The organism is Pantoea septica (assembly GCF_002095575.1).
GTDB classification, from domain to species: Bacteria; Pseudomonadota; Gammaproteobacteria; order Enterobacterales; family Enterobacteriaceae; genus Pantoea; species Pantoea septica.
This window is the reverse complement of sequence record NZ_MLJJ01000017.1, coordinates 68126-82159: the sequence shown is the minus strand read 5'-3', so window position 1 is coordinate 82159 and position 14034 is coordinate 68126. Positions and strand designations below refer to the sequence as shown.

The 14034-nt window shown below is 59.0% G+C and carries 11 protein-coding genes and 1 pseudogene; 7 read left to right on the top strand and 5 right to left on the bottom strand.

Annotated elements, in window-relative coordinates:
* Positions 1-14: 14 nt before the first annotated feature.
* From yidC to rpmH, 4 genes and pseudogenes are all read right to left on the bottom strand, one after another.
* Positions 15-1661: a membrane protein insertase YidC gene (gene yidC, locus HA46_RS11315; RefSeq protein WP_033792974.1), complete on the bottom strand. Its 1647-nt coding sequence runs from the start codon at positions 1659-1661 to the stop codon at positions 15-17.
* 2 nt (positions 1662-1663) lie between these two features.
* Positions 1664-1922 (bottom strand): annotated as a pseudogene (yidD, locus tag HA46_RS11310) (membrane protein insertion efficiency factor YidD).
* The gene (gene rnpA, locus HA46_RS11305) at positions 1886-2245 is read right to left on the bottom strand and encodes a ribonuclease P protein component (protein ID WP_033755442.1); all 360 of its coding nucleotides are present in this window, start codon (positions 2243-2245) and stop codon (positions 1886-1888) included. Before rnpA ends, yidD begins: the two are co-directional and overlap by 37 nt.
* Before the next feature lie 15 nt (positions 2246-2260).
* Positions 2261-2401: a 50S ribosomal protein L34 gene (rpmH, locus tag HA46_RS11300; protein WP_003849659.1), complete on the bottom strand. Its 141-nt coding sequence runs from the start codon at positions 2399-2401 to the stop codon at positions 2261-2263.
* 597 nt (positions 2402-2998) lie between these two features.
* On the opposite strand from rpmH, the gene dnaA reads away from it, so the two are divergent.
* The 7 genes from dnaA (at position 2999) to HA46_RS11260 (ending at position 13467) form a co-directional block, all read left to right on the top strand.
* Entirely contained in the window at positions 2999-4405 is a 1407-nt protein-coding gene (gene dnaA / locus HA46_RS11290; protein WP_033755444.1) for a chromosomal replication initiator protein DnaA, read from the top strand.
* Between the two features lie 4 nt (positions 4406-4409).
* A complete protein-coding gene (gene dnaN, locus HA46_RS11285) occupies positions 4410-5510 on the top strand; it encodes a DNA polymerase III subunit beta (RefSeq protein ID WP_033755447.1) in 1101 nt (366 codons plus the stop codon).
* A 368-nt stretch (positions 5511-5878) separates the two neighbouring features.
* Positions 5879-6964 carry a DNA replication/repair protein RecF gene (gene recF, locus HA46_RS11280; protein ID WP_033793063.1) on the top strand — a complete coding sequence of 362 codons (1086 nt, stop codon included), beginning with the start codon at positions 5879-5881 and terminating at the stop codon, positions 6962-6964.
* Between the two features lie 17 nt (positions 6965-6981).
* Positions 6982-9390, top strand: a complete 2409-nt coding sequence (gene gyrB, locus HA46_RS11275) for a DNA topoisomerase (ATP-hydrolyzing) subunit B (protein ID WP_033793062.1) — start codon at positions 6982-6984, stop codon at positions 9388-9390.
* 338 nt (positions 9391-9728) lie between these two features.
* The gene (gene yidA / locus HA46_RS11270; RefSeq protein WP_084884314.1) at positions 9729-10538 is read left to right on the top strand and encodes a sugar-phosphatase; all 810 of its coding nucleotides are present in this window, start codon (positions 9729-9731) and stop codon (positions 10536-10538) included.
* A 311-nt stretch (positions 10539-10849) separates the two neighbouring features.
* A complete protein-coding gene (locus HA46_RS11265) occupies positions 10850-12166 on the top strand; it encodes an MFS transporter (protein WP_084884312.1) in 1317 nt (438 codons plus the stop codon).
* Positions 12167-12213: 47 nt separating this feature from the next.
* Positions 12214-13467, top strand: coding sequence for a YidR family protein (locus HA46_RS11260; RefSeq protein ID WP_084884310.1), 1254 nt, complete (start codon positions 12214-12216; stop codon positions 13465-13467).
* Here HA46_RS11260 and HA46_RS11255 read toward each other — a convergent pair.
* Positions 13451-13816 (bottom strand): YceK/YidQ family lipoprotein, encoded by a 366-nt coding sequence (locus HA46_RS11255; RefSeq protein ID WP_084884329.1) that lies wholly within the window; start codon positions 13814-13816, stop codon positions 13451-13453. The two genes, HA46_RS11260 and HA46_RS11255, sit on opposite strands and share 17 nt — an antisense overlap.
* Positions 13817-14034 lie beyond the last annotated feature (218 nt).

The following is a 14034-nucleotide window of genomic DNA, read 5'->3' as shown; positions in this document are numbered from 1 at the left end:
CGAGCGTAAGGGCGTTACGCCTTCTTCTTGTCGCGGCTGTGCAGACCGCGTTTTTCCAGTCCGCGATAAATCAGCTGCTGCTGGAGAATGGTCACCAGGTTGCTGACGATGTAGTACAGCACCAGACCTGACGGGAACCACAGGAAGAACACGGTAAAGATAACCGGCATATAGGTCATGATCTTCTGCTGCATCGGATCGGTCACGGTGGTCGGTGACATCTTCTGAATGAAGAACATGGTGATGCCCATCAGAATCGGCAGGATGTAGTAGGGGTCCTGCGCCGACAGGTCATGGATCCAGAGGATAAACGGCGCATGGCGCAGCTCCACGGAACCAGACAGCATGTAGTAAAGCGCAAGGAAGATCGGCATCTGAATCACCAGCGGCAGACAGCCGCCCAGCGGGTTGACCTTCTCCGCTTTATAGAGCGCCATCATCTCCTGGCTCTGCTTCTGCTTGTCGTCGCCCAGGCGCTCACGCATAGCCTGAATCTTCGGCTGCAGCATGCGCATTTTCGCCATCGAGGTGTACTGCGCCTTCGTCAGCGGGTACATAATGCCGCGCACGATAAAGGTGATGACGATGATGGAGAAGCCCCAGTTGCCGATAAAGCTGTGGATAAACTTCAGCAGCTTAAACAGCGGCTGAGAGATAAACCACAGCCAGCCGTAGTCGACGGTCAGGTCGAGATGCGGCGCGACGGCAGCCATCTTGTCCTGAATTTCCGGACCGACCCACAGCGTTGCGCCCAGATCCTGCTGCTGACCCGCTGCCACGGTGACCGGTGCGGATTTGTAGCCGATCGCCGCAATGCCGTTGCCCAGATTGCTGGTATAGAGCGAATTGTTGCCAGCAGTACGCGGCACCCATGCGGTAGCGAAGTATTGCTGCAGCATCGCGACCCAGCCGTTGCTGGTGGTCGCGTTGAGGTTTTCGTTATCCGCGATGGTGTCGAATTTGTACTTTTCGTACTTCTCTTCGCTGGTGGAGTAGGCCGCGCCGCGGAAGGTGTGCAGCGCGAAGTTGTTGCTGCCGGTATCGCGGTGCTTAGGCAGATCGATAGTCTGCTTCAGCTGGCCAAACAGCGACATCTCCAGCGGCTGCTGCGTGGTGTTGTTGACGTTATAGTTCACGTCTACCGCGAATTCGCCGCGTTTGAAAACGAAGGTTTTGGTATAAACCACGCCGTTTTCCGCGGTGTAGGTCATCGGCACGCGCAGTTCGGTCTGGCCGTCGGCCATTTCGAAGTGATCCTGTGCGGCGGTGAACAGCGGACGCGCGCCGTTGTTCGGGTTATCCGGACCGTTGCGGCCAGTGAGCCCGCTCTGTGCCTGATAAACGAAGGATGGCGTGGTCTCCAGCAGCTGGAACGGCTGGTCGGAACCCAGTTTGTCCGGGTAGGTCAGCAGCTGAGCTTGCTCGACATCGCCACCGCGGGTGTTGATATTCAATGACAGGACATCAGTCTTAACGGTGATCGTTTTGCCCTGGCCGCTGGCCGGTACGCCCTGGCTGGCGGCATCACCTGCTGCGCTGTTGGTGTTTTGCGTGGTCTGGGTCTGCTGCGGCTGCGGAGCGTGGTCCGTCTGCCAGGCTTGCCAGATCATGAAAGACACGAACAGAAAAGCGATGAGAAAAAGATTGCGTTGCGAATCCATCGTTAATGTTCTCTGGTATCAAAGGTTTTTTGGCGGCACAGGATCGTCACCACCCGGGTTCAAAGGGTGGCATTTTAATACGCGTTTGAATGTCAACCAACTGCCTTTTATCAGGCCAAACCTGCGTAACGCCTCAATTCCATAATGAGAGCAGGTTGGCTGAAACCGACAGTGTGGTCCCAGCAAGGGGCTGATGCCGCGCTGATAGACGCGGATCAGGACGATCAGGAGCCGCGCGCCAGGCGACAGTGACGACGCCATAACTTCTCCAACGCTTCCGCCAACATACGGTTGTCGAGATCGGCAATCCCCTTTTTCGCCACAACGACGAAATCCATCGCCGGCAGTTCATGCTGAAGCAGACGAAAGCTTTCGCGGGTCAAACGTTTGATCCGGTTGCGTTCGTGCGCGCGCTTGACGTGCTTTTTAGCGACGGTAAGACCGATGCGGGGATGCCCCAGCGAATTAAGGCGGCCGAGGATGGTGATTTGCGGCGTGCCAGCCCGTTGTGGCTGCTGGAAGACGAAAGTGAAATGAGTGGGAGTTAACAAACGTAACTCCCTGGGAAATGCGAGCTTAACCACGAGGGTTAGCTTTTATTACTTAGAAACGGTCAGACGAGAACGGCCTTTAGCACGACGACGTGCCAGAACCTGACGACCATTTTTGGTTGCCATACGAGCACGGAAGCCGTGAGAACGGTTGCGCTTCAGTACGGACGGTTGAAAAGTGCGTTTCATGGCGATTTCTACCTAAACTTGAAAAATTTCACTGGGTGACGCGTTTTTGGGCCAGTAAAACGACCGACGCCTCAATGTGTCTTTAATAAAGAGGCGGGATTGTAATAATTGTACAGTCCGGAGTCAATTTACTTCGCTGGTCGCGGTACCTGGAAGCCCGGATACAGCCCGCTGAGTCCGGGCATTGGGCATAACGCGACAACGCCGGGGGAAGAATTATACGGTCTCCGCTTTAAAGCGCAAGGATCCCGCGGGATCTTCTTACGATCGGGCCGATGAAAATTACCGCAAAAACGAGAGGCCGCCTGAAAAAGCGCCTCTTTTCCGACGATCCCCGCAGCTTTTTTCGCCAGCAGGCGTAAACTGTTTTACCTGTCCACGGCCTGTGGATAAAAAGGATCAAAACTGTGTAGAAAGTGAAGATCTCTGCCTCGCTTTGCGCTATGATCCGCCCTTCCGCTGACGATCCGGTCGCGATCCCAGGGACGGAAACCGCTGATAGCGGTCGCAGGCGCTTTCTACCGTCTGTGTCAAAAATGAACGTTTCTTTATTAGCGCCTACTATTTCTTATCGATTTTGTACAAGTGGAGTCCGCCGTGTCACTTACGCTCTGGCAACAGTGTCTTGCCCGTTTGCAGGATGAGCTTCCTGCCACCGAATTCAGCATGTGGATTCGACCGCTGCAGGCGGAGTTAAACGACAATACGCTGGCCTTGTATGCACCAAATCGGTTTGTGCTCGACTGGGTACGAGATAAATACATCAATAACATCAACGGGCTGCTGAACGAATTCTGCGGCGTGGACGTGCCTTTGCTGCGTTTCGAAGTCGGCACGCGTTCTGTACAGCAGCAGCCTGCGGCGATGAGCCAGCCGGCGATGGCGAGCGTCAGCGCGCCCGCCCCGGTCGAGAGCCGTCCCGCGCCCGCGCAGATCCTGCGCCCAAGCTGGGACAACGTCCCGGCGCCGGCCGACGTGACCTACCGCTCTAATGTGAATAACCGCCACAACTTCGATAACTTCGTTGAGGGTAAATCCAACCAGCTGGCGCGCGCGGCGGCGCGTCAGGTGGCGGACAATCCCGGCGGCGCCTATAACCCGCTCTTCCTTTATGGCGGCACCGGCCTGGGTAAAACCCACCTGCTGCACGCGGTCGGCAACGGCATTATCGCGCGCAAGCCGAATGCCAAAGTGGTCTATATGCACTCCGAGCGCTTTGTGCAGGATATGGTGAAGGCGCTGCAAAACAACGCCATTGAAGAGTTCAAGCGCTACTACCGCTCCGTCGACGCGCTGCTTATCGATGACATTCAGTTCTTCGCCAATAAAGAGCGCTCGCAGGAGGAGTTTTTCCACACCTTCAACGCGCTGCTGGAAGGCAATCAGCAGATCATTTTGACCTCAGACCGTTATCCCAAAGAGATCAACGGCGTGGAAGATCGGCTGAAGTCGCGCTTCGGCTGGGGACTGACGGTCGCCATTGAGCCGCCGGAGCTGGAAACGCGCGTGGCGATTCTGATGAAAAAAGCGGACGAGAACGATATTCGTCTGCCGGGCGAGGTCGCCTTTTTTATCGCCAAACGCCTGCGCTCCAACGTGCGTGAGCTGGAAGGGGCGCTGAACCGCGTGATCGCCAACGCCAACTTTACCGGCCGCGCCATTACTATCGATTTTGTGCGCGAAGCGCTGCGCGATCTGCTGGCGCTGCAGGAAAAGCTGGTCACCATCGACAATATCCAGAAGACGGTGGCCGAGTATTACAAAATTAAGGTTGCGGATCTGCTGTCCAAACGCCGTTCGCGCTCGGTCGCGCGCCCACGCCAGATGGCGATGGCGATGGCGAAAGAGCTGACGAACCATAGTCTGCCGGAGATCGGCGACGCGTTCGGCGGCCGCGACCATACCACGGTGCTTCACGCCTGCCGTAAAATCGAGCAGCTGCGCGAAGAGAGCCACGACATAAAAGAAGATTTCTCTAATCTCATCCGAACTTTATCCTCCTGACGCTATGAAATTTATTGTTGAACGTGAGCAGTTGCTAAAGCCGCTGCAGCAAGTCAGCGGCCCGTTAGGCGGGCGCCCGACGCTGCCGATCCTGGGAAATCTGCTGATGCAGGTCAACGATGGCACGCTGTTGCTGACCGGCACCGATCTGGAAATGGAGATGGTGGCGCGCGTGGCGCTGACCCAGCCGCACGAGCCGGGCGCCACCACCGTCCCGGCGCGTAAATTCCTCGACATCTGTCGTGGTCTGCCCGAGGGCGCGGAGATTAACGTCACGCTCGAAGGCGAACGCATGCTGGTGCGCTCCGGGCGCAGCCGCTTTTCGCTCTCGACCCTGCCGGCCAGCGACTTTCCCAATCTGGACGACTGGCAGAGCGAAGTCGAGTTTACGCTGCCGCAGGCGACGCTGAAGCGTCTGATCGAGGCGACGCAGTTCTCGATGGCGCATCAGGACGTGCGCTACTACCTTAACGGCATGCTGTTTGAGACCGAAGGCGAAGAGCTGCGCACCGTCGCTACCGACGGCCACCGTCTGGCGGTCTGCTCGATGCCGATTGGCCAGGCGCTGCCAAATCATTCAGTAATCGTGCCGCGTAAAGGGGTCATCGAGCTGGTGCGTCTGCTGGACGGCGGGGAAACGCCCTTGCAGCTGCAGATCGGCAGCAGCAATATCCGCGCGCACGTCGGCGACTTTATCTTTACGTCGAAGCTGGTGGATGGCCGCTTCCCCGACTATCGCCGTGTCCTGCCGAAAAACCCGGACAAATCGCTGGAAGCGGGCTGCGATATCCTCAAGCAGGCGTTCGCGCGCGCCGCTATTCTCTCGAATGAGAAATTCCGCGGCGTTCGCCTCTATATCACCGAGAATCAGCTGAAGATCACCGCCAACAACCCTGAACAGGAAGAAGCGGAAGAGATGCTGGACGTGACCTATGGCGGCAGCGAGCTTGAGATCGGATTTAACGTCAGCTACGTGCTGGACGTACTGAACGCGCTGAAGTGCGAGAATGTGCGTCTGCTGCTGACCGATTCGGTGTCGAGCGTGCAGATAGAAGATCTTGCCAGCCCAGCCGCCGCCTACGTCGTGATGCCCATGCGGTTATAGAATATATCGGCCTGGCTTACTTGCCATTCTGGCCGCGGGCAGTGCTCGTCCCTGGTCACATACTTTAGTATGCTCCCAGTGCCTGTGCGCTGGCCGCAACCAGACTGGCTGCGACGCCGACGGCCTGGTGAGGTAGAATCGGCCTGGCTTACTTGCCATTCTGGCCGCGGGCAGTGCTCGTCCCTGGTCACATACTTTAGTATGCTCCCAAGGCCTGCGCGCTGGCCGCGACCAGACTGGCTGCGACGCCGACGGCCTGGTGAGTTAGAATCGGCCTGGTCATGCTGAGGCCGTTATCGGGCTTCGCCATTGACGGCCAGATCGCTAAAAGGCGATACCTCTTTGTGCCCTTCACGCTGGACTGATTCATGGCTTTAACCCGCCTCCTTATCAAAGACTTTCGTAATATCGAGCAGGCCGATCTGGCGCTGGCGCCAGGGTTCAACTTCCTGGTCGGCGCGAACGGCAGCGGCAAAACCAGCGTGCTGGAGGCGATCTACACGCTTGGCCATGGCCGTGCGTTTCGCAGCCTGCAGGCGGGACGCGTGATCCGCCACGACGAAGCCGCTTTTGTGCTGCACGGCCGCATTGAGGGCAGCGAGCGGGAGATCTCGGTCGGCCTGACCAAAAACCGCGCGGGCGACAGCAAGGTGCGTATCGACGGCAGCGACGGCCATAAAGTCGCGGAGCTGGCCCAGCTGCTGCCGATGCAGTTAATTACCCCCGAGGGGTTTACTTTGCTCAACGGCGGCCCCAAATACCGTAGAGCCTATGTCGACTGGGGCTGTTTTCACAACACGCCCGGTTTCTTCAACGCCTGGAGCAATTTGCGGCGCCTGCTGAAGCAGCGCAACGCCGCGCTGCGCCAGGTCACGCGCTATAGCCAAATCCGCGCCTGGGATCAGGAGCTGGTGCCGCTGGCGGAACAGATCAGCCAGTGGCGCGCGGAATACAGCGAAGCCATTTCGGCGGAAATCGTCGCCACCTGCGGTCAGTTTTTACCGGAGTTCGCGCTGAACTTCTCTTTCCAGCGCGGCTGGGACAAAGAGAGCGCCTACGGCGATCTGCTGGAGCGCAATTTCGAGCGCGACCGCGCGCTGACCTACACCGCCAGCGGCCCGCATAAAGCGGATTTTCGCATTCGCGCCGACGGCACGCCGGTCGAAGATCTGCTGTCGCGCGGCCAGTTAAAACTATTGATGTGTGCATTGCGTCTGGCGCAGGGCGAGTTCCTGACGCGCCAGAGCGGACGCCGCTGTCTTTACCTGATTGATGACTTCGCCTCCGAGCTGGACGACAGCCGTCGGCGCCTGCTGGCGCAACGACTGAAAGCCACGCAGGCTCAGGTGTTTGTCAGCGCTATCGCCACCGATCATGTCATCGATATGAGTGACGAAAAGGGCAAGATGTTCCGCGTGGAACAGGGTAAAATAGCGGTTCAACCTGAAGATTAAATGAGCGAGAAACGTTGATGTCGAATTCTTATGACTCCTCAAGTATCAAAGTTCTGAAAGGGCTGGATGCGGTACGCAAACGTCCGGGTATGTATATCGGCGATACGGATGACGGCACCGGTCTGCACCACATGGTATTCGAGGTCGTGGATAACGCAATCGACGAAGCGCTCGCCGGTCACTGTAGTGATATCGTCGTGACCATTCATGCCGATAATTCCGTTTCCGTTCAGGATGATGGCCGTGGCATTCCCACCGGCATTCACGAAGAAGAGGGCGTTTCCGCTGCGGAAGTGATCATGACCGTGCTGCACGCAGGCGGTAAGTTCGACGACAACTCCTATAAAGTATCGGGCGGTCTGCACGGCGTAGGCGTTTCGGTCGTCAACGCCCTGTCGCAGAAGCTGGAGCTGACCATTCGTCGCGAAGGCAAAGTGCACCAGCAGACTTACGTGCATGGCGTGCCTGAGGCACCGCTGAACGTCACCGGCGAAACCGATCTGACCGGCACCCGCGTGCGTTTCTGGCCGAGCCACGAAACCTTCACCAACGTTGTCGAGTTCGAATACGACATCCTGGCGAAGCGCCTGCGCGAACTCTCGTTCCTGAACTCCGGCGTATCGATTCGCCTGGAAGACAAGCGTGACGGCAAAAGCGATCACTTCCATTACGAAGGCGGCATCAAGGCGTTTGTCGAGTATCTGAATAAAAATAAAACCCCTATCCATCCGAATGTGTTCTATTTCTCTACCGAGAAAGACGGCATTGGCGTGGAAGTGGCGCTGCAGTGGAATGACGGCTTCCAGGAGAACATCTACTGCTTCACCAACAACATTCCACAGCGCGACGGCGGTACGCACCTCGCGGGCTTCCGCGCGGCGATGACGCGTACCCTGAACGCCTATATGGACAAAGAAGGCTACAGCAAGAAAGCGAAAGTCAGCGCCACCGGCGACGACGCCCGCGAAGGCCTGGTCGCGGTCGTGTCGGTTAAAGTGCCGGATCCGAAGTTCTCTTCGCAGACCAAAGACAAGCTGGTCTCGTCCGAGGTGAAATCGGCGGTGGAACAGCAGATGAACGAACTGCTGAGCGAATACCTGCTGGAAAACCCGAGCGACGCCAAAATTGTCGTCGGCAAGATCATTGACGCCGCCCGCGCCCGTGAAGCGGCCCGCCGCGCTCGCGAAATGACGCGCCGTAAGGGCGCGCTCGATCTGGCGGGTCTGCCGGGCAAGCTGGCGGATTGCCAGGAGCGCGATCCGGCGCTCTCTGAAATCTACCTGGTGGAGGGTGACTCCGCAGGCGGTTCGGCCAAACAGGGCCGTAACCGTAAGAACCAGGCGATTCTGCCGCTGAAGGGCAAAATCCTCAACGTAGAGAAAGCGCGCTTCGACAAGATGCTCTCTTCGCAGGAAGTGGCGACGCTGATCACCGCGCTGGGCTGCGGCATCGGCCGCGACGAATACAACCCGGACAAGCTGCGCTATCACAGCATCATCATCATGACCGATGCTGACGTCGACGGCTCGCACATCCGTACGCTGCTGTTGACCTTCTTCTATCGTCAGATGCCGGAAATCATCGAGCGCGGCCACGTCTATATCGCGCAGCCGCCGCTTTACAAGGTGAAGAAAGGCAAGCAGGAGCAGTACATCAAAGACGATGAGGCGATGGATCAGTATCAGATCGCCATCGCGCTCGACGGCGCGACGCTGCACACCAACGCCAGCGCACCGGCGCTGGGCGGCGAGCCGCTGGAAAATCTGGTCGCGGAGTTCAACAGCACGCAGAAGATGATCAAGCGTATGGAGCGCCGCTATCCGGTCGCGCTGCTGCGCGCGCTGGTTTATCACCCAACGCTGAGCGATCTGAGCAACGAGGCTGACGTTCAGGCCTGGCTGGACAAGCTGGTGGCCTTCCTGGGCGAGCGCGAGACGCACGGCAGCAGCTATGTTGCTCAGGTACGCGAAAACCGCGAGCAGAACATCTTCGAACCGGTTCTGCGCGTGCGCACGCACGGCGTCGACACCGATTATACGCTGGACGCCGAGTTCATTCAGGGACCGGAGTACCGTAAAATCAACGCGCTGGGCGAGAAGCTGCGCGGCCTGATTGAGGAAGACGCCTACATCGAACGCGGCGAGCGCCGTCAGCCGGTCGCCAGCTTCGAGCAGGCTATCGAATGGCTGGTGAAAGAGTCGCGTCGCGGTCTGTCGGTACAGCGTTATAAAGGTCTGGGCGAGATGAACGCCGAGCAGCTGTGGGAAACCACGATGGATCCGGACAGCCGTCGCATGTTGCGCGTCACCATCAAGGACGCCATTGCCGCCGATCAGCTCTTCACTACGCTGATGGGCGATGCGGTTGAGCCGCGCCGCGCCTTTATCGAAGAGAACGCCCTGAAAGCGGCGAACATCGATATTTAAGCGAACAGACGACGACTAAAGCTAAAGCGTGGGTGACTGAAACCGAAGAGCAAAGCGTCCCGCGACAGCGACAAAAACGCCGGGAGCGTTATTGAACAACGCAGCGCGTTGGCCCGTTTACGGGCGCGCCTCAGGAAGAGGCGCGTATTTGCGCGAGCTGAGCGGTCAGGGATGACGAACAGCGACTTTGCGATCGGTTCCAGTCACCTACGCCGGCTCCAGCTTGCATACCCTTCCCATCCGGAAGGGTTTTTTTATGCCTGAAATGCCGCGAAACTGGTCACAGTGAGCTGAATCGCGCTAGCATTTAAGCCAAACCCTGACTCAACGAGGAAGCTATGGCGATTAAACTGGTTGCAATTGATATGGACGGCACGCTGCTTAACCCGCAGCATGAGATCACCGCTGGCGTTAAATCGGCTATCGATCGCGCGCATAAAAAAGGCGTAGCCGTGGTGCTGGCGACCGGTCGTCCATACGTAGGGATCCAGCGCTACCTGATGGAGCTCGGCCTGGTGGACGACGGTCAGTACTGCATTAGCTACAACGGCGCGCTGGTGCAGCAGGCCAAAGATGGCGAGTGCGTGGCGGAAATCACGCTGGGTTTCGACGACTATCTCTACATTGAACAACTGTCGCGCGAACTGGGCGTGCATTTCCAGGCATTCGACAAATCTTCGCTCTATACGCCGAACAAAGATCTTAGCGAATACACCATTCATGAGGCGAGTCTGACCGGCATTCCAGTACGCTATCGCGCCGTGGAAGAGATGGACCGTGCCACGCGTTTTCCCAAGCTGATGATGATCGACAAACCCGATCTGCTGGATGGCGCTGTTCAGCGTCTGCCCGCCAAAGCGCAGCAGAACTATACCATTCTCAAGAGCGCGCCTTATTACCTGGAGATCCTCGATCGCCGCGTCAACAAAGGCCAGGGCGTTAAAATGCTGGCGGAGAAGCTGGGTCTGGCGCGCGACGAGGTCATGGCGATTGGCGATCAGGAGAATGACCTGGCGATGATCGAGTACGCCGGCACGGGCGTCGCAATGGGCAATGCCATCGACTCCGTTAAGCAGATTGCGCAGTTTGTCACCAAAACCAACATGGAAGATGGCGTCGCGCACGCTATCGAAGAGCTGGTGCTTTAATCCTTCCCGGGCGGCATTCCGCCGCCCTGCGTCGCACTTTTCACTTTCAAGGCGGGCCAGCTGGCTCGTATTGTCTGTTTTGTGATCTCCATTGTAGTACAAATTTATTTTTGGGTACTACAATCAGCCTCACTCCTGTCAGCTGAAATCAACCCGCTAGTAAGGTCGGTCGCGCAGCGTCGCAGCGCTGATGATCGAACGCAGCTGTAAAGGCGGTGTCCTGTTGCCACAGGCTGCGGCATGACGACATAACATTTTGAAATCAATTGGTTAATTTCTTCTGCTGCGCTATCCGAACTGAGGACCTTGCGATGAACCACTCTCTTCACCTCAGCACCATTAAGAAAATGAACCTGCGCATCATGCCCTTTATCATGGTGCTTTATCTCATTGCCTATATCGACCGCGCCAATATCTCCGTTGCCGCGCTGCAAATGAACGCCGACCTGGCGATGACTGCCGAGATGTACGGCATCGCCGCCGGTATATTCTATGTCACCTACATCATCTTCGAAGTGCCGAGCAACGTGCTGTTGACGCGCGTCGGCGCGCGGCGCTGGATCGCGCGCATCATGGTGAGCTGGGGCATCATCGCCGCGGGCATGAGCCTGGTGCAGACGCCGACGCAGCTCTACGTGATGCGCTTTTTGCTCGGCGCGGCGGAAGCGGGCTTTACGCCCGGCATTATTTTCTACCTGAGCTGCTGGTATCCGCGCAGCGACCGGGCGCGCGCCATGTCGCTGTTTTATATCGGCGCGGCGCTGGCGTCGGTGATCGGCCTGCCGCTCTCCGGCAGCCTGCTGAATCTGCACGGCATGCTGGGCGTCGAAGGCTGGCGCTGGCTCTTCCTGCTGGAAGGCATTCCGGCGTTCGCGCTGGGCGTCGTCACCTGGTTCTATCTCGACGATGCGCCCACTAACGCGCGCTGGCTCACGGCGGAACAGCGCAGCTACCTGCAACAGACGCTGGCGCGCGACGAACAGCACTCGGCGATACGCGATCATAACTGGCGCGTGGCGCTAAAAAGCCGACGCGTCTGGATGCTCAGCCTGCTGTGGCTGCTGCAGGCTTTCGGCACCATCGGCATTACGCTCTTTCTGCCGATGATCGTTAAAGCGGTCGCGGCGGAGCGCAGCAATCTGACGGTTAGCCTGCTGTCGGCGGTGCCTTTTCTCTTTGCCTGCATTTTTATGTACCTTAACGGCCGCCATTCCGATCGCACCGGCGAGCGGGCGCGCCATCTCGGCTTGCCGCTGATGGCGGCGGGCCTGCTGCTGCTGGCGGCGCTGGCGGCGCCGCAGCAGTGGATGGCGTATCTGCTGCTGGTGCTGATGGTCGGCCTGAACTGGGCCATCACGCCGGTGTTCTGGGCGGTGACCACCGAAACGGTTTCCGGCGTGGCGGGCGCCGCGTCGGTGGCGCTGATTAATGCGGTGGCAAATATCGCCGGGCTGGCTTTTCCGCCGGTCATGGGACGCATCAAAGACGCCACCAACAGCTATAACGACGGCCTGCTGATCGTGGCAGGCGCGCTCATCCTCGGCGGCGTGCTCGGGCTGTTGGTTGGGCGTAAGCGGGCGATCGAGGGCGCTGCCGCGCCGCAGCCAAAATCGAAGCTGCATCTTTAGCGCTTTTGGCGTAGCGTGTGGGGCAACATTTTTAGCCAGGTTGCCCTATGCGCGAAAAACAGATCACCTTTAACCCGCGACATCACCAGCTGACCAACAGCAACGTCTGGACCGCCGACAGCCAGTGGCTGGCCTTCGACGTGCGTCCGTCGGGCGCCTCTTTTACCAGCGACACCATTGAGCGCGTCAATGTGCAGACCGGCGAGGTCGAGGTGCTCTATCGCGCGACGGACGGCGCGCACGTGGGCGTCGTCACCGTCAGTCCGGATCTGCCGCCGCGCTATCTCTGTATTCACGGCCCGGAACAGCCTGACGAGAGCTGGCATTACGATTTTCATCACCGGCGCGGCGTAATCGTGCAAAACGGCCGCGCGCAAAACCTCGACGCCTGCGACATTACGCCGCCCTTTACGCCCGGCGCGCTGCGCGGCGGCTCGCATGTGCATCTCTACAGCCCGGACGGCACGCGCGTCAGCTTCACCTATAACGATCATGTGATGCACGAGAGAGACCCGAAAGAGGATCTGCGCAACGTCGGCATCGCCCTGCCGCTGCGCGCGGTGGAGCCGATCAAACAGCATCCGCGCGAATACAGCGGCAGCCACTTCTGCGTGCTGGTCAGTCGCACCACCGCGGCGCCGCGTCCGGGAAGCGACGAGATTAACCGCGCGTATGAAGAGGGCTGGATCGGCGCGCGCGGCTACCAGAGGCCGGACGGCAGCTGGCAGCGCTGGGCGATCGCCTTTATCGGCGATACGATCTCCGCCGCTGGCGAAAAACAGCCGGAGGTTTTTGTTGTCGATCTACCGGAGGCGCTGGAGGCATACGCCATGGCGGGCGACGAACCGCTGGAGGGAACGGAGAGCCGCCTGCCTGCGCCGCCTGCCGGCGTGCGGCAGCGCCGGCTGACCTTTACGACGCGCGGGCTTGCCCAGCAGCCGCGCCACTGGCTGCGCAGCGCGCCAGACGGCAGCGCCATCGCCTTTTTAATGGCGGACGAGCAGGATGTGGTGCAGCTCTGGACGGTGTCGCCCAACGGCGGCGCGCCGCGTCAGGTGACGCGGCTGGCGCATTCGGTGCAGTCGGCGTTTAGCTGGCATCCGCAGGGCGCGGCCGTCGCCTTTATCAGCGGCAATCAGGTGATGCGCTGTGATATCGAGAGCGGCATGTGTCAGCCGCTCACCGCATGCAGCGAACAGCCGCCGAGCGGCGACGCGGTCGTCTGGTCGCCGGATGGCCGGCTGATCGCCTTTATGCGTGAGGTCGACGGCTGGCGACAGCTCTTTACTGTGTCGGCGTAACCGCAGGATAAGGCGCGGCCTGCGCCAGATTCTCCTGCGTGTGGTTCAGCTTTTCGCTCTGAAGAATGCGCTCACGCGGGGAATCGATCGATTTATCGTCGTCGCTGCGGGCATAGTCCCACGGCAGCAGCAGCGTATCCAGCACGGCGGAAAAAGGCAGATCGATCAGCGCCAGCGGCTTAAGCGCCCAGCTGCTGTTCTCGTCGACCAGGATATCGGCGCTGGCGCGCGTGCCCGGATAGTAGCCCTGATTCGGGCCGGTATGTGACATAACGCTGGAACATCCTGCAAGCGTAAAGGTGCAGCAGGCCAGCGCGCCTGCCAGAGGAAATGCTTTCAATAATTTCATCTTCATCATCCCTTCAACTGTGGCGTCCGCCCCGGCTGAGTTAGCTTGTCCGCTTACGTCCTCACTCTACGGCGAGGTGCGCTATGTCAGACGAAAGGTCCCCTGAGTGTATGCCACTTCAGCTGATTGGCGAAAAAAATTGCGTTTCGCCTCTTGAAACCGGTCTGGACATACCCACTTTTAAGCTACGGACGCGCTCGGACATCGGGGCGCCGCAC

Excerpts from the sequence above, each read along its gene's own strand:
- yidC (WP_033792974.1), bottom strand. The coding sequence starts at position 1,661 with ATGGATTCGCAACGCAATCTTTTTCTCATCGCTTTTCTGTTCGTGTCT.
- rpmH (WP_003849659.1), bottom strand. The coding sequence starts at position 2,401 with ATGAAACGCACTTTTCAACCGTCCGTACTGAAGCGCAACCGTTCTCAC.
- dnaN (WP_033755447.1), top strand. The coding sequence starts at position 4,410 with ATGAAATTTATTGTTGAACGTGAGCAGTTGCTAAAGCCGCTGCAGCAA.
- recF (WP_033793063.1), top strand. The coding sequence starts at position 5,879 with ATGGCTTTAACCCGCCTCCTTATCAAAGACTTTCGTAATATCGAGCAG.
- gyrB (WP_033793062.1), top strand. The coding sequence starts at position 6,982 with ATGTCGAATTCTTATGACTCCTCAAGTATCAAAGTTCTGAAAGGGCTG.
- yidA (WP_084884314.1), top strand. The coding sequence starts at position 9,729 with ATGGCGATTAAACTGGTTGCAATTGATATGGACGGCACGCTGCTTAAC.
- HA46_RS11265 (WP_084884312.1), top strand. The coding sequence starts at position 10,850 with ATGAACCACTCTCTTCACCTCAGCACCATTAAGAAAATGAACCTGCGC.
- HA46_RS11260 (WP_084884310.1), top strand. The coding sequence starts at position 12,214 with ATGCGCGAAAAACAGATCACCTTTAACCCGCGACATCACCAGCTGACC.
- HA46_RS11255 (WP_084884329.1), bottom strand. The coding sequence starts at position 13,816 with ATGAAATTATTGAAAGCATTTCCTCTGGCAGGCGCGCTGGCCTGCTGC.